We start from the raw sequence: 16,226 nt of genomic DNA on the forward strand, positions 1-16,226 counted from the left end.
TCAGGTACCAGCGACAACACTCCTCGTATGACCAAAGCCTTGCACAATTCCACAGATCGTCTCCGACAGGCTTTACGAGAGAAATCGCGTGAGGTGGAAGTGCTTCACCGCATCAGCGATTCCATCAGCAATACGTTAGATCTCGAATCCGTCCTGAAGCATATTGTGGAGGTGGTCGTGGAAGTCACGCACGCCGATGCCTGCCTCCTGTATTTGCTGTCGCCGGGCAAGGACGAACTGGTGCTTCGTGCCTCCAAAAATCCCCACCCGAGGCTGATCGGCCGCATTACGCTCGGCTTGGGAGAGGGCATCACGGGCTGGGTGGCGCGGGAGCGCATGAGCGTGGTGATTCCCAGCAACGCAAGCGATGACCCGCGGTTCAAGGTGTTCCACAACCTGCCGGAAGATCGGTATCAGGCGTTCGTGTCGGTGCCGATTCTGACCAAAAAGGAAGTGGTGGGCGTGATCAACGTCCAACACAAACGTCCCCGCCGATATCAGGCCGACGAGTTGGCGCTGCTGACGACCATCGCCAATCAAGTGGGCGGCGCCATCGAGAACGCGCGCCTCTATGAAGAAATGCGGAGAAAAGTCCTGCAGGTGGAGACGCTTTCGCAGGTCTCCGAGACCGTGACATCCAATCGGCTGATTGAAGACATCTTTCAGTTGATCGTGGCCATGGTCGCGCAACTGATGAACTCCAAGATCTGCTCGATTATGCTCTTGGACCATGAGAAGGGCGAGCTGCGCATCGTGGCCACGCAGAGCTTGAGCGAGGCCTACCGCCGGAAGCCGCACCTGAAAGTCGGTCAAAGCATCAGCGGCCGGGCCGTGCAGGAGCGGCGGCCCATCATCGTGCCGGATGTGACCAAAGAACACGATTATATGTTCCCGGACATCGCCAGGAAGGAAGGCCTCTGCTCGCTGCTGTCCGTGCCCATGTTGGTGAGGGACAAGGCGCTGGGCGTGATCAATACCTACACGTCCGTCTCGCACCATTTCACGGCCGAAGAAACCAAGGTGGTCCAGGCCATCGCCAATCAGGCGGCTATCGCCATCGAACATACGACGTTGCTCGACAAGTCGTTTGAGATGCAGGAGGCGCTGGCGGTTCGGAAGGTCGTGGAGCGGGCCAAGGGCTATCTGATGCGGACCCGGAAACTGACCGAGGAGGAAGCGTTCCGCCTGATCCAACGGCAAAGCATGACCTTGCGCAAATCGATGCGGGAGGTCGCCGAGGCGATTCTTCTCGCGGGAGAGATCGAGGAACAGGCGGCAGGTGGAGGCAAGCTCGCCTAAGAGAACCTGTGCGTTACGGTTTCGGTGTGGAGGGCGTTGTTCGCGGTGGCTGTTTGTGGGACCCGGCGGTCCCACGTTGTTGAGCGGCCAGGTCTTTCAAGTCTTGCTTTAAGCGATTAATCTCATCCCGCAGTCGTTCCAGTTCCAGATCCTTCTTCACGACCAGTTCTTTCAATTCTCGGACCTCTTCGGCTGTGGATGCCGCGGGCGGCGCCAGATGTGATTCGGGCGCTCCTGCCGTAGGAGCCGGCGCAGGCGCCGGTGGTTCCGGCGTGCGCGGAAGGGCTTGATAGTCCACGGACACCGATGGCAGCTCGGCGGGCAGCGGCAATACCTCACGCCGAGACAAGTCAGTCCGTAGGGCTGAGGCCGGCGTGAAGAGCAGGGTACGGCCAGCCAGGTCTTTCGAGTCGGCGGGACTAGAGTCCAGAGCGCGGGTTGCGTCGGGACGACCGCGATATTTCGTCAAAATGATGTGCAGCGCCCGCCCCCGCACATAGAGCGCGCCCGCCGTTTCTTTCTGCTCGATCGAAGGCATCTGCGATAGCCCCGAATCGACTCCTGTGCCGGCTCTGTGGTCCGTTTCCGAGCTTCCGGGAGAGCTCCGCACTCGAAAGATGACATATTGATCGGCTGTAGCCGCGGAGAGGGCGGTGCTGATCAACGGAGCCAGAAACTGCGCATCTTCGTATGAAAGGACCGGGCTGACGCGTATCGAGCCGTTTGAGGCTGAGACAGTGGCCGAGTCTGGTCGTATCGAAAGGCCGCGCAAGCTTGCCAGAATGACCGATGATTCCAGAATGATCGGATGAGAAGCCTGGAGTCCCGTCACCGACCGAAACCCAGCGGTGGAGCCCCGTTGAGGAACGGTTTCGAGCAGGATGGATCCTCTCGGTCCGTCGTACAGCAGGGTTCGCTTCGGCGAGAACAATCCACAGCCGCTCAGGTGCACGATGAGACTGACAAGCAGCAACAGGATAAGTCGCGAGGCAGAAGACGAACGAACAGGGGGAGAAACTTCTGGTGCTTTCATGATTGTTTGAGGGGCCAGTGTATCAAAAATGCGCACCTCTTGGTATGGGTGTCAGCTCAGCGCTTGCGGGAGGTGCGGAAGACGATGTCAGGAGTCACAGCGCCGCCCCGAATCGCGATTTGGGCGGTCGAGCAACCCTCCTTCGACGCACGGCTTGCGAACCGGTCGGCCATTATGGCAAAAGGGGCCGTCGCCGCCCCGCAAGGAAAGCCCCACCGAGGTGAGCATGGAAAAGGTCAAGCGATGTCTGATCGACTGCTGATCCAGCGGAGGCCCAGAGCAGTCATGGTCGGCGTTGCGCTGCTGCTGAGCTTCTCCGGATGCGCGACGACGAGCTACAAGCCATTGGAGCAGACGACCGGCCAGGACGTGACGCAAGTCGCCGAGAATGAATTTCGGGTGGAGTATCGGGCCGGACTCTTCACGCCGCAGGAACGCATGGATGACTATATCAAGCTCCGCTGCGCGGAGGTCACGCTTCAGCGAGGGTATGACTATTTCGAAATGGGGGAACGGTTCGACAATGTGATCCTCTCCAGGACCACCTCGGTGCTGCTGCGCGTCCATAAGGGGAGGATTCCGGAAGGCGCGAACCTGTTCCACGATGCGAGACAGGTCGTGGCTCAGCTCCGACAGCTTCCGCGGGAGTGACAAACCGTGGCCGTGGGAGTGGCCTGGGGTCCGGAGCCGGTGAACTAGCCGCTCAGTTGCTGGCGGTAAGGGAGGATGCCTACGAGGTCATGATGTCATGAAGAGATTGACAGGACCGCGGGGAGGCTGTTATAAGTGCGCCCAACATCCGGGGACAACGGCGTCTGACTGGATGGTCTGACAAAGCACAAGGGACAACGACGTCCTCTTTTCCCAGCGATGGGGATTGAGGGCGTTTTTTTTTGGCCGCGGGATGCTGACGGGGGTGCCTGGGCTTCCTCAGCGGATCTCCAAGACGGTAGGGCAGGACTGATGCGGACGTTTCGAGTGGCCATGGCCCAGATCAATCCCACGGTGGGGGATCTCGACGGAAATCTTCAGGCGGTCATGTCCGGAGTGAAGGAAGCCCGCAAGGCCAAGGCCGACCTCGTGGCCTTCCCCGAACTGGCGCTCACCGGGTATCCGCCGGAGGATCTCCTGCTCAAGCCGCGGTTCATCGAGGACACCCGCCGTGCCCTGGAAGCGCTCATCCCGGAATGTCACGGCCTGGCGGTGGTCGTCGGCTACGTGGCCCAGGGCGTCGGCGCCGAACCCAAGCGGATGAAGCCGACCGCCGTCCCGGCGGGACGGGACGAACTTTACAATGCCGCCGCGGTCATCGTGGATGCCCGCCTGGTCACGACCTACGCGAAACAGTACCTCCCGAACTACGGCGTCTTCGATGAGAGCCGGTACTTCTATCCGGGACAGCGCAGCCCGGTCATCGTGTTGAACGGCACGACGATCGGCGTGAACATCTGCGAGGACATCTGGCTACCCGAAGGGCCGACCAAGTTCCAGGCTGCGGCCGGGGCGGAGATCATCGTCAACATCAACGCCTCCCCTTTCCATATCGCCAAGAGCCGTCAACGCGAGCAGATGTTGGCCACGCGCGCGCGGGACAACCACGTCATCGTGACCTACACCAATACGGTGGGAGGCCAGGATGAATTGGTGTTCGATGGCAACAGCGTGGTGCTGGACCAAACGGGCGAAGTGGTTGCCAGGGCCAAGGCGTTTGAAGCGGACTTTCTCGTGACGGATCTCAATGCGACCGCGGTCGGGCGGGGTCGCCTGGTCCAGGGGAGAAGAAGGGCCGCTGGCGGCCGTCTCCCCAGCTCGGTCGAACGCATGGTCGTGCCGGCGTACGAAACGCCGAGTCATGCGCCCCGGGCCGTGCCGAGCCTGGCCCAGCCGATGGATCAACTCGAAGAAGTCTACCGGGCCCTGGTGCTCGGCGTGCGGGATTACGTGCGGAAAAACCGATTCCAACGGGCGGTGATCGGTCTGAGCGGCGGAGTGGATTCGGCCTTGACCGCTGCGATTGCCGTGGATGCGTTGGAAGCGGCGAATGTGCTGGGGCTTTTCATGCCGTCCCCGTTCACGTCCATCGAAAGCCATGAGGACGTGGCTGATCTGGCAAGCCGGCTCGGCATCGAATACCGAACCGTTCCGATTGCAGAACTCTTCGCATCGTATCGGGCTGCGCTGGCACCCACGTTCGCAGACCATCCGTCGGACGTCACCGAAGAGAACCTTCAGGCCCGCATCCGCGGCAATCTTCTGATGGCGATCTCGAACAAGTTCGGACACCTCGTGCTGACGACCGGGAACAAAAGCGAGTTGAGCGTCGGCTACGCGACGCTCTACGGGGACATGGCCGGGGGTTTCGCCGTGATCAAGGACGTGCCAAAGACGATGGTCTATGAACTGGCCCGGTACCGAAACAGCCTCGGCAAGGCGACCATAATTCCCAAGCGGGTGTTGGAGCGGGCGCCGACCGCTGAGCTGCGGCCGAATCAGCGCGACGAGGATTCGCTGCCTCCTTATCCGGTGCTGGATCCGATCCTCAAGGCCTATGTCGAGGATGACCGATCTCCCGACGAAATTGCCGCCATGGGGTTCGACCGGGCGACGGTCGAGCGCGTCATCGCGCTGGTGGACCACAGCGAATATAAACGCCGGCAGGCGCCGGTGGGCATCAAGATCACGCATCGGGGCTTGGGGAAGGACCGCCGGATGCCGATCACCAATCGGTATCGAGGCTGACCGGCGAGCCCGAGCGCGGAGGTTCCAGGAAGTCCTGGGCTCACAAAAGGGGAGCGGCGGATCATGAGTGAGACACGATCGCCGGTTCAAGCAACTCACATTACTGAGGAGGAGGCAGGGAGCATGGCGCAAGCGCATCGATGGAGGAAGGGGCTCTTGATCTGGCTCATGGTTGCAGGAGGGCTGGGCGGCGGTCCGATGCCGGTCGGAGCCGAGGACGATTTGATGGACACGACCAAACATCCGGTCTCCGTGACCATGGCTCTGCAGGCCGACAGCTTCTTCGGCTTCAACCCGCAGGTCTACGGCACCTATGGACTCACCAAGAATCTGGCCCTGGCCTTCAACGTCACCTACTGGACCGACATTCAGGGCCTCGGCGTGCATGACTCCAACCCCTGGCTTGAACTGGACCTCGGCGTGAACCTCAAATTCCTGGACGACCGTCTCTCGATCACCCCGATGATCGGGACGGTGCACGGCCAATTGCTCTCTTCCCGCGGCGGGGCCTTCCCCAAGGGCGGCGGCAGCCGCAACGAACGGACAACGGCCTTCGACGGCTGGGTGCCGAACATCACCGTGAACTATTTGGACAGCCGGTTCGAGGGCGAGTTCTATATGGGCTACTACAAGGCGGGGCGCAACGAAGGGGGCAGCCCGGGCGGGGCTGGAGCGGGCTGTGTGTCTGATTTTCCGGATTGCACGACCGGGAACCGGGGGACCTGGGATTTTCTGCACTATTGGGTGAACGCGGGGTACCGGCTGAACAGCATGTGGTCGATCGGCGGGCATTACGAGCACTTGTTGACAACGCGGGACAACAGCGCGCCGGGGGCCCAGCAGGATTACTACCGGTGGGTCGGCCCCTATGCGGAGATGAAGCTGGCGGGGGGCATGGCGCTCCGCTTCACGGTGGGGCGGGACCTGACCGACAATCAGGACTTCTACAAGATCAAATTCACGAAGACGTTCTAGTCACGCTCATCACGGGGGCGCGGGCGGCGCGGACCGTCGCGCCGCCCGCACAAGGGCCAGGCAGAAAGCAACGACCGCGGCAGCAAGGGAGGGAGGAGTGAGGATATATCGAGGAGGATCCAAAACCGTGGGGCCGGCTCTCGTGATCGGTGCCGTGCTGCTCATCGTGAGCGCGGCTGGTGGCGGCATCTGTTTCGCGCAAGGAGCCGAGCCTTCACTGAAGGCTGACACGGGCGACACGGCATGGGTCTTGGCCTCTTCGGCCCTCGTGTTGGCCATGACCGTGCCGGGCCTCGCCCTGTTCTATGGGGGGCTGGTCCGGAAAAAGAACGCGCTAGCGACCATTCTCCACAGCCTCAGCATCTTGAGCGTGATCAGCCTGCTCTGGATCCTGCTGGGGTATAGCTTGACGTTCGGACCGGACAAAGGCGGGATGATCGGCGGGCTCGATTGGGTCGGGCTCGCGGGAGTCGGCATGGACCCGCATCCGGCCTATGGGCCGACCATCCCGCATCAAGCATTCATGGTCTTTCAACTGATGTTCGCGGCGATCACGCCCGCGTTGATCACGGGAGCCTATGCCGAGCGGATCAAGTTCAGCGCCATGCTGTTCTTCAGCATTCTCTGGTCTCTGGTCGTGTACGCGCCTGTGGCCCATTGGATTTGGGGCGGGGGGTGGCTCGCCAAGATGGGAGCCTTGGACTTTGCCGGCGGGGCCGTGGTGCACATCACGTCGGGCGTCAGCGCGCTGGTTTGCGCGCTGGTGCTCGGCCAGCGGCGCGGTTACGGGACGGACTATATGGCGCCCCATAACCTCCCACTGACGTTGCTCGGGACGGGACTGCTCTGGTTTGGGTGGTTCGGCTTCAACGCGGGCAGCGCGCTCGGGGCGAACGGCGTCGCCGTGGGGGCCTTCGTGGCCACCCATACGGCCGCCGCATGCGGCGGCCTCGTCTGGATGCTGGTGGAATGGATGCACCGGGGCAAGCCGACCGTGCTGGGCATGGCCAGCGGCGTCATTGCAGGTCTGGCCACGGTGACGCCCGGAGCCGGCTATGTGGGTCCCCTTTCGGCCTTGATGATCGGCGCGATCGCCGGATTTCTCTGCTACTTCGCAATTGTGTGGAAGGGGAAGTTCGGCTATGATGACGCCCTCGATGTCGTGGGAATTCACGGTGTTGGAGGGATCGCCGGGATCCTGGCGACGGGCCTGTTTGCTTCCAAAGCCGTCAATGCCGGAGGAGCCGACGGTCTGTTGTTCGGCAACCCGGGGTTCTTCGGCGTCCAGGCGTTGACGGTCGTCGTCGTCGCCGGGTTTTCGCTGGTCATGACCTATGTGCTGCTGAAGGTCCTGGATGTCCTGACCGGACTGCGGGTGACGCCGGATGAGGAGTCGAGCGGCCTCGATCTGGCGCAGCACAACGAGCGCGCCTATTCGTAGGCCGTCTCGGTCATGTTCATCGCACCACAGTCCGTCCGATGAGGAGGAGAGGAGAGACGCATGAAACTTGTTGAGGCCATCATCAAACCCTTCAAGCTGGACGAGGTGAAAGACGCGCTCCTCGAAATCGGCATCCAGGGCATGACGGTGACCGAGGTGAAGGGTTTCGGCCGGCAAAAGGGGCACAAGGAGACCTACCGGGGGCAGGAATACACGATCGAATTCGTTCCCAAAGTCAAAGTCGAAGTCGCGGTGACCGACGCGCAGGTGCCGCGTGTGCTCGAAACCATCACGCGAAGCGCCAAAACCGGCAGCATCGGCGACGGCAAAATCTTCGTTCGGGACTTGGCGTCGGCGATTCGTATCCGCACCGGAGAAACCGGCGAGAGCGCATTGTGAATCAGGCTGTCCCTCAGGTGACCGGCGCTCGGTCAAGTCCGGGTGCGACCGGCGAGCCGATGAGCGCCACGCTCTCCGATGAACGGCGGGCCATCTTTCAGCGCCTGCTCGGCGGCGCTCCGCCAGGCGACGTGGTGGCCGGCTTCACCGATTTCGTCGATGGATTGATCGCCGGGCGCTACCGGAACGTGGTCCGGTCCGGAGATTCCCGCCTGACGGAAACGGGGCTCAGACATTGCTGCCTGGTGGCCCTCGGCGGATATGGCCGTCGGGAACTGTTTCCCTTTTCCGACATCGACGTCATGTTTTTGTACCGGCCGGAAGCGGCCGACCAGGGGGCCGCCCTCTCCACGGCCGTGCTCCATCACCTGTGGGATTTGGGGTTTCAGGTCGGACACAGCGTCAGAACGATCGGGGACTGCCTGGACCTGGCGGCGAACGATTTGACGATCCGCACCTCCATGTTGGAGGCCAGATTCTTGGCGGGCAGCGCGGAGCTGTTCCAGGAATTTCGGCACCGGTTTACCAGCCGGATCGTCAACCGGCGGGTGGACTGGTACATTCTCTCCAAGATCGACGAGCGTCAGCGGGAATACGAAAAGTTCGGCGAAACGGTGTACCTGCTCGAACCGAACGTCAAGAAGAGCAAGGGCGGGCTGCGGGATCTGCACCTCCTGCAATGGGTGGCGCTGGCGCGGTTCGGGGTGGGCACGTTGACCGAGCTGGCCAATCGCGGCGTGCTGACGAGGTCGGATTATCTCGCCCTGACCGAGGCCAAGGATTTTCTCTGGCTGGTGCGGAGCCTCATGCATCTCCATGCGGGCATGGCGCAGGAGATTCTCTCGTTCGATGAGCAGATCTGGCTGGCGGAGCGGCTTGGGTACGAAGATCGGCCGCACCTGCGCGGGGTCGAGCAGTTTATGCAACAATATTACCGCTGCACGATGGGGCTGCATGACCTGAGCATGCGGTTCGTGGACCGCTCGCGCAGCGTATCCCTCTGGACGAAGCTGTCGCGCTGGATTCCGGGGCCGAGGATGGAGGGGGTCTTTACGGTCGAAGGGGAGACGATTACCGTGCCGGCCGATCTCCGTATGCGGGTGTTGGACGACCCGCTCCTGCTGTTACGCCTGTTCGAGTTGGCGCAGGCCAGGAATCTCCGCATCGACGCGCACCTGCTGGATCTCATTCATCACAGCGTGAAGGAGATGGACGAAGAGCCCTTCCGGAGCCCCGAGGTGGGACGGGCCTTTCTGCGGATTGTCGCCGGACCTGGTCCGGTGTCCAGCATCCTGTCCACCATGCATAAGGTCGGGCTGCTCGAAAAGTTCGTGCCGGTGTTCGCCACCGTGCGCGGGTTGATGCAATTCAATCAGTACCACAAATACACGGTGGACGAGCACAGTTTGCTCGCGGTGGGCAAGGCGGAAGCGTTGGCTACGGATCAGGGAATTCTGGGCGAGGTCTATCGGGAAATTCATCGTAAGGACATCTTGCATCTGGCCGTGCTGTTGCACGATCTCGGCAAGGGGTGCGAGGAGGACCACAGTGAGGTCGGACAGCGCATCGCCGAAGATCTGGCGGACCGCCTGGTGATGGACGAGCAGGACCGGCGGACACTGACGTTCCTGGTCCGCCAGCACCTGCTCATGTCCCACACGGCCTTTCGCCGCGATCCGTATGATGAAAAGGTCTTGCTGCCGTTCGTCAGGGCGGTGGGGACCCCGGAGGTGTTGCGGAAACTGCTCGTGCTGACCGCGGCGGACATCGCCGCGGTGGGGCCGGGGGTCCTGACGAAGTGGAAGGAGTCGTTGCTGATCGAATTGTATTTGCGCGCCCTGCCGGAGCTGTCCGGCGAGCGCGAAGCGCCCAACGATCCGGGCCGCCTGCTGCGGGTCGTGCGGGAGGTGCAGGCGGCCCTCACGGCGATGGGAGCCGATCCAATGTCGGACAGTGACATCGCAAAGGAACTGGGCCGGTTCCCCGTCCGGTACATGCACGCCACGCCCCCGGCCAGAATCGCCATGCACCTCACCGCGGTCCGCAGGCTGGCGCCGGGCGAGGTCGTGGTGGAAACCGACTTCCATGCCGACTTGGGGACCTGCGAGTACACGGTGATCACGTGGAATTCGGTGACACCCGGCTTGTTCTCGAAAATCGCCGGCGTGTTGGCTGCCCATGGATTGCGCATTCTGGATGCTCAAATCCTGACTAGAGGGGACGATGTGGTGCTCGACCGTTTCCAGGTGCAGGACCCGGACTTTATGGGCGCGCCGCCGCTTGAGCGCCGCCTGGAGGTGAGCGAGACGATCCGCCGGGTGCTGAAAGGCCTGGAATCCGTGGAGGCGCTGTTGGCCCGCGGCGGGCGTCTCGGGGTGGACCGCCGGGCCTCGGTGTTGCGGCAGAGCACCGAGGTCAGGCTGGATCAGGAAACGCATGATCGCTTGACAATCATCGATGTGTTCGCGGACGACCGCCAAGGCATGCTGTACGTGATCGCGAAGACGATCTTCGAGTTGGGCCTGTCGGTCCATGCGGCGAGGATTTCGACGAGGCTCGATCAGGTCGCGGACGTGTTCTACGTGACGGATGCGAGGGGCGGCGGCAAAATCGAGGAGTCGTCCAGGCGGGAGGAGATTCGGACGACCCTGAAGAAGGCCATCGACGAGTATCTCGATCAACGGCCCCGCGACTATTAGTCACCGAACAGTTCTGGCAACACCGTTGGAGCCAGTGTTCTGAAAGGAGGAGGGGGATGACAGCGAAGGAAGTGTTGGAACTTGCCAAGAAGAACAAGGTCGCCGTGGTCGATCTCAAGTTCGTCGACCTGATCGGCACCTGGCAGCATTTCTCCATTCCCGTGGAGGAAATGACCGAAGGACTCTTCAAAGACGGGTCGGGATTCGACGGCTCGTCGATCAGGGGATGGCGGGCTATCAATAACAGCGACATGCTGGCCATCCCCGATCCCAAGTCGGCCTGCATGGACCCCTTTGCGGCTGTGCCGACCCTGAGCCTGATCTGTAACGTGGTCGATCCGGTCACGCGCGAGAATTACGACCGCGATCCGCGCTACATCGCTCAGAAGGCCGAGCAGCACCTGAAGAGCACGAAGATCGGCGACGTGTCCTACTGGGGACCCGAGGCGGAGTTCTTCATTTTCGACCAGGCGCGGTACGACCAAACCAGCCACAGCTCCTATTATTTCATCGATTCGGAAGAAGGAATCTGGAACGCCGGGCATGACGGCGTCAATCTGGGGTCCAAGATCCGCCACAAGGAAGGCTACTTCCCGGTGGCCCCGACCGATACCCAGCAGGACATCCGCAGCGAGATGATCCTGGAGATGCAAAAAGCGGGCATGATGGTCGAAAAGCATCACCACGAGGTGGCGACGGCCGGCCAGGCGGAAATCGACATCCGGTTTGACACGTTGGTGTCTACGGCCGACAAGATGATGATGTACAAGTACATCGTCAAGAACGTCGCCAAGCGCCACAACAAGACCGTGACGTTCATGCCGAAGCCGATCTTCGGCGACAACGGCTCGGGCATGCATACCCATCAGAGCATCTGGAAAGAGGGGAAGCCGCTCTTCGCCGGGAAGGAATATGCGGGGATCTCCCAACTGTGCCTGTACTACATCGGGGGCATCCTGAAGCACGCCAAGGCCTTGGCGGCGCTCACGAACCCGACGACCAACTCGTACAAGCGGCTGACGCCCGGGTTTGAAGCGCCGGTGCTATTGGCCTATTCCAGCCGGAACCGGTCGGCGGGCATCCGGATTCCCATGTACTCACCAAGCCCGAAGGCCAAGCGGATCGAGGTGCGGTTCCCGGACCCGACCTCCAACCCGTACCTGGCCTTCTCGGCCATGCTGATGGCCGGTCTGGACGGAATCGAGAACAAGATCAACCCCGGAGAACCGGCGGACAAGGACCTCTACGATCTCGAGCCGGAAGAGGCGGCGAAGATTCCGACCATGCCTGGGAGCTTGGACGAGGCGCTCGTGGCGCTCGAAAAGGACCATGAGTTCCTGCTGAAGGGCGGAGTGTTCAGCGAGGATCTGCTCGAATCCTGGATCGCTTATAAGCGGACCAAGGAAGTCGATGCGATGCGCCTCCGGCCGCATCCATACGAGTATTTCCTCTATTACGACGCATAGAGACCGGCCTGTCGCGGACCGTTCCCACGTGGCGGTTGACGGCGGGCGGGGAAGCGTGGTATAAGCCACGCTCAAGAGTCGAACTGGGACAACGGCGTCGTCAGTACGGCTCTCATAACCAAGTCAACGGACAACGGCGTCCGTCATTCTGAAAAGGGTGGCGGACGCCGTTCGTTTTAGCGGTCACGACGAGACAGGGCGGTCTCGGGCCGGTGGCCGACAGGCTCAGGCAGGACAATGGCGTCCTCCGTTCCCGGTCATGGGGATCGAGGACGCTTTTTTTTGGAGTTGGAACGCAGGATGACTCACGGCGTGCCGGCGAAGAGCGGAAAAACCGGCAAAGGAGAGCCGACTATGAGCGATGACAGGGGAACACGCGAAGCGGGCACGTCCGAGGCACCGCTGCTCTCATCCGACGAGTATTTCGAGCGAACGGTCAAGGAGTCGCTGGCTCATGCCGTCCTTGAGAGCGCCGGGACCTCGCGGCGCCGATTCCTCGCGGCGCTAGGAGCGACGACGCTGATGACCGTAATCGAGCAGATCCTCCCCCTTCGGGAGATCGTCGCGCTGGCGGCGGATCCGATAGGGAAACCGGAAAAAAAGGATGTGAGCGTGGGCTTCATTCCCATCACCTGCGGGACCCCCATCATCATGGCCGAGCCGCTCGGCTTCTACAAGAAGCACGGGCTGAACGCCTCGGTGAAGCGGGCCGCCGGTTGGGCCATGATCCGCGACTGGGCGATCAATGGCGAGGTGGACGCGGCCCATATGTTGACGCCGATGCCGCTGGCCATCACGTTGGGTGCTGGCTCCGTCCCGAAGCCCTTCTACATGCCCGCTGTCGAGAACATCAACGGACAGGCCATCACGCTGCATATCAAGCACAAGAACGTCAAAGCGGCGGCGGACATGAAGGGATTCCGGTTCTGCGTGCCGTTCGATTATTCGATGCACAACTATCTGCTGCGGTATTTCCTGGCCGAAGGAGGCCTGCATCCGGACAAAGATGTGCAGATTCGGGTCGTGCCGCCGCCGGAGATGGTCGCGAACCTGAAGGCCGGCAACGTGGACGGCTATCTCGGACCCGACCCGTTCAACCAACGGGCGGTGTATGAAAACGTGGGGTTCATCTTCAAGCTCTCCAAGGAGATTTGGGACCGGCACCCCTGCTGCGCCTTCACCGTGTCGCAGGACTTCGCCGCGCGCTATCCGAATACCTTCGGGGCGCTCTTCCGCGCGATCGTCGATGCAACGCACTATGCCTCGAACCCCGCGCATCGCAAAGAGATCGCCGCGGCCGTCGCGCCGACCAACTATTTGAATCAGCCGGTCACGGTGCTGGAGCAGGTCCTGACCGGCACCTACGCGGATGGGCTGGGCGCCATCAAAAAGGAGCCGAACCGGATCGACTTCGATCCGTACCCCTGGCATTCGATGGCCGTTTGGATTCTCACCCAAATGAAACGATGGGGCCATCTCAAGGGGGACGTCAACTACAAGGCGGTGGCGGAGCAGGTCTATCGCGCCGCCGACTGCGATCGGATCGCAAAAGAACTCGGCTATCCCACCCATGCCAGCACCACGACGAAACACGTGATCATGGGCCGCGAGTTCGATCCGCAGCAAGCCGAGGCCTACGTGAAGAGCTTCAAGATCCACGGGATGGCGTGAGCAGCACGTGACGCCGGGAGGAGGAGAACAGGATATGCTGACGGAGACGGCGGTGGCGGGCGGGAAGTCGATCGGAGTCGAGGCAACGGTACGGACCGGCCCGGCGGCAAATGGAAAGAAGGTCCGCGCGATGGCCGGACAGACCGGCGGCAACCCATGGTTCATTTCCGGATTCATCCTGTTTCTATTTCTACTGGGGTGGCAGCTCTTCACGCTGCGAGCCCCGTTCGATCCCAAAGGGATGACCGAGGAACAGCTCCAGTTGATGGAGTTCAATGGCGACATCGTCCGCACGGAGAGCGGCACCTATCAGTGGAATCCCGAAAAGGAAAAGGTCAAGGGAGTGCCGGGCCCCCTGGCCGTGCTGGAGAAGGCGCGGGTCGAGCTGAGCGAGGCCTTCGTGAAGAAGGGGACGAACGATCACGGGATCGGCTACCTCGTGCTCTACACGGTCGCGCGGTTCGGCGCCGGCCTCCTGGCGGCCTCGGTGGTGGCGATCATTCTGGGCGTGTTGTTAGGACTGAACAAGGTGCTCTTCAAGGCCGTGAACCCCTACATCCAGATTCTGAAACCGATCTCGCCGCTGGCCTGGATGCCGCTGTTGCTCTACACGGTCAAGGATCCGAAGTGGACTGCGGTGTTGGTCGTCTTCATGGCGGCGCTGTGGCCCACCCTGGCGACGACGGCCTTCGGCGTGAACGGTCTGCGCAAGGACTATTTGCATGTCGCCGCGATCCTCCAATTGTCCTGGTTCAAGCGGCTCTTCAAGGTGATCTTGCCCGGCGCGGCCCCGACGATCGTCAACGGCCTGCGGATCTCCTTCGGCAGCGCGCTGGTCGCGGTGGTCCCGGCGGAAATGCTGCTCGGCGAGCTGGGGGTGGGGTATCTGAGCTGGATCGAATGGAACAACCTCGATATTTCCGGCGTCATCTTCGCCATTCTCGTCGTGGGCTGCGTGGGAGTGATCTTGGATTCGGGATTCAACAAGCTGGCGGGCTTGGTCACCTATCAGGAGTAACCCATGGCCTTTCTGCAAATCGACAACGTCAGCAAGTACTTTCCCAGCCCATTGGGCGAGGGGCGGGTCTGCGTGTTCAAGGACGTCACAATCAAGATCGACAAGGGCGAGTTCGTGACGGTCATCGGCCATTCGGGTTGCGGCAAGAGCACCCTGCTAAATATCATCGCCGGGCTGGATGAGGCGTCAGAAGGCGGGGTTCTGCTCGGAGGCCGTGAAGTCTCGGGGCCGGGGCTGGACCGCATGGTCGTCTTTCAGAATTTTTCCCTGATGCCTTGGATGACGGTGTTCGAGAACATCGCCCTGGCTGTGAGATCGGCCTATCAGGACTGGGAGCCTTCGCAAGTGGCGGCGCACGTCAACAAATACATTGCGCTGGTGGGGTTGAAGGGGGCGGAGGCGAAACGGCCGGCGGCCTTGTCCGGCGGCATGAAGCAACGGGTCGGGTTGGCGCGGGCCTTTTCCATTGAACCGAAAGTCCTGCTGCTCGATGAGCCGTTTGCCCAGATCGACGCCTTGACCCGCGGCGTGATCCAGGAAGAGCTGATTCAAATGTGGAACACGTCGAAGAACACGGTGTTCATGGTCACCCATGATGTGGATGAGGCCATTCTGTTGTCGGATCGGATCATGTTGATGACCAATGGACCGTCCGCTCGAATCGGCGAGATCGTGGACGTCACGATCCCGCGACCGCGCTCGCGGGAGTCGATCATCGATCATCCCCATTACTACAAGATCAGAAATCACGTGATTCATTTCCTGGTCCGGCATGCGGCCCATGCCGGCGGGGTCGGGTCGGCCTCCGGCGGGCGTTCCGTTGAAGAGCCGGTGCTGGTGCGGTTCTAAGCGAGGCAGGCACACATAGCCGTTCCGTCGACAGGGCGGCATAACCGAGGAGGGGCACATGGACAAGGAGACGGTGCGCAATACGATCAAAGACAAGCGGATGAAGAAGAACGTGACGATCGCCGAAATCGCCAAGACGGTCGGGAAGAACCCGACCTTTGTGGCGGCGGCGCTGAACGGCAATCATCGGTTCACGCTCGACGAAGCCAAGAAAGTCGGCGCGCTGTTGGATCTCGATGGCGCGACCACGGAGGCCCTGAGCAAATTTCCGGTCCGGACCGACTATCCGAACACCACGGACCCCTTCAAATACCGATTGTTGGAAATCATCGGCGTGTACGGCGATTCCCTGCGGGAACAGGCCAACGAGATGTTCGGCGATGGGATCATGAGCGCGATCGACTTCTCCATTGATATGGAAAAGGTGACCGGCAGCCAGGGAGAGGCCCGCTGCAAGATCACGCTCAATGGCAAATGGCTGGAGTACAAGACCTTCTGAATCCGGAACCCGAGATTTTCTGTCTATCGCGGAGCAAGCATCATGCATCGAATGGGTCTTGCACGGTTCGGGCTGGCAGTGATCGCCGGTCTGGCCTCAGCCGGGTCGGCCTGGGGCCAAGTGCCGGCAGCGGCGCCG

13 protein-coding genes are annotated in these 16,226 nt (G+C 61.7%); 12 read left to right on the forward strand and 1 reads right to left on the reverse strand.

Annotation, left to right across the window (positions count from 1 at the left end; genetic code table 11):
- Positions 1-93: 93 nt before the first annotated feature.
- The gene (locus QWI75_RS08200) at positions 94-1,299 is read left to right on the forward strand and encodes a GAF and ANTAR domain-containing protein (RefSeq protein ID WP_289268208.1); all 1,206 of its coding nucleotides are present in this window, start codon (positions 94-96) and stop codon (positions 1,297-1,299) included.
- A 13-nt stretch (positions 1,300-1,312) separates the two neighbouring features.
- On the opposite strand, the gene QWI75_RS08205 is transcribed toward QWI75_RS08200, so the two are convergent.
- Entirely contained in the window at positions 1,313-1,837 is a 525-nt protein-coding gene (locus QWI75_RS08205) for a hypothetical protein (protein WP_289268209.1), read from the reverse strand.
- A 738-nt stretch (positions 1,838-2,575) separates the two neighbouring features.
- On the opposite strand from QWI75_RS08205, the gene QWI75_RS08210 reads away from it, so the two are divergent.
- The 11 genes from QWI75_RS08210 to cynS all read left to right on the forward strand — a co-directional run bounded on the left by QWI75_RS08210 (position 2,576) and on the right by cynS (position 16,088).
- Positions 2,576-2,983 (forward strand): CC0125/CC1285 family lipoprotein, encoded by a 408-nt coding sequence (locus QWI75_RS08210; protein ID WP_289268210.1) that lies wholly within the window; start codon positions 2,576-2,578, stop codon positions 2,981-2,983.
- A 312-nt stretch (positions 2,984-3,295) separates the two neighbouring features.
- Positions 3,296-5,071: an NAD+ synthase gene (locus tag QWI75_RS08215; RefSeq protein ID WP_289268211.1), complete on the forward strand. Its 1,776-nt coding sequence runs from the start codon at positions 3,296-3,298 to the stop codon at positions 5,069-5,071.
- Between the two features lie 123 nt (positions 5,072-5,194).
- Complete coding sequence (locus tag QWI75_RS08220) at positions 5,195-6,046, forward strand: DUF6733 family protein (protein ID WP_289268212.1); 852 nt, start codon at positions 5,195-5,197, stop codon at positions 6,044-6,046.
- Positions 6,047-6,173: 127 nt separating this feature from the next.
- Positions 6,174-7,487: an ammonium transporter gene (locus QWI75_RS08225; protein WP_289268213.1), complete on the forward strand. Its 1,314-nt coding sequence runs from the start codon at positions 6,174-6,176 to the stop codon at positions 7,485-7,487.
- A 60-nt stretch (positions 7,488-7,547) separates the two neighbouring features.
- Positions 7,548-7,886 carry a P-II family nitrogen regulator gene (locus QWI75_RS08230; protein ID WP_289268214.1) on the forward strand — a complete coding sequence of 113 codons (339 nt, stop codon included), beginning with the start codon at positions 7,548-7,550 and terminating at the stop codon, positions 7,884-7,886.
- The gene (glnD, locus tag QWI75_RS08235; protein WP_289268215.1) at positions 7,883-10,585 is read left to right on the forward strand and encodes a [protein-PII] uridylyltransferase; all 2,703 of its coding nucleotides are present in this window, start codon (positions 7,883-7,885) and stop codon (positions 10,583-10,585) included. The genes QWI75_RS08230 and glnD overlap by 4 nt, the downstream gene beginning before the upstream one ends.
- Positions 10,586-10,641: 56 nt before the next feature.
- Positions 10,642-12,051 carry a type I glutamate--ammonia ligase gene (glnA, locus tag QWI75_RS08240; RefSeq protein WP_289268216.1) on the forward strand — a complete coding sequence of 470 codons (1,410 nt, stop codon included), beginning with the start codon at positions 10,642-10,644 and terminating at the stop codon, positions 12,049-12,051.
- A gap of 354 nt (positions 12,052-12,405) precedes the next feature.
- Entirely contained in the window at positions 12,406-13,722 is a 1,317-nt protein-coding gene (locus QWI75_RS08245) for a CmpA/NrtA family ABC transporter substrate-binding protein (protein WP_289268217.1), read from the forward strand.
- Positions 13,723-13,756: 34 nt separating this feature from the next.
- Complete coding sequence (locus tag QWI75_RS08250) at positions 13,757-14,740, forward strand: ABC transporter permease (protein WP_289268218.1); 984 nt, start codon at positions 13,757-13,759, stop codon at positions 14,738-14,740.
- A 3-nt stretch (positions 14,741-14,743) separates the two neighbouring features.
- On the forward strand, positions 14,744-15,589 hold the full coding sequence (locus QWI75_RS08255) for an ABC transporter ATP-binding protein (RefSeq protein ID WP_289268219.1): 846 nt from the start codon (positions 14,744-14,746) through the stop codon (positions 15,587-15,589).
- 58 nt (positions 15,590-15,647) lie between these two features.
- The gene (gene cynS / locus QWI75_RS08260) at positions 15,648-16,088 is read left to right on the forward strand and encodes a cyanase (RefSeq protein WP_289268220.1); all 441 of its coding nucleotides are present in this window, start codon (positions 15,648-15,650) and stop codon (positions 16,086-16,088) included.
- The last annotated feature ends 138 nt before the right edge of the window (positions 16,089-16,226 follow it).

It is taken from the genome of Nitrospira tepida, assembly GCF_947241125.1.
Taxonomy (GTDB): Bacteria; Nitrospirota; Nitrospiria; order Nitrospirales; family Nitrospiraceae; genus Nitrospira_G; species Nitrospira_G tepida.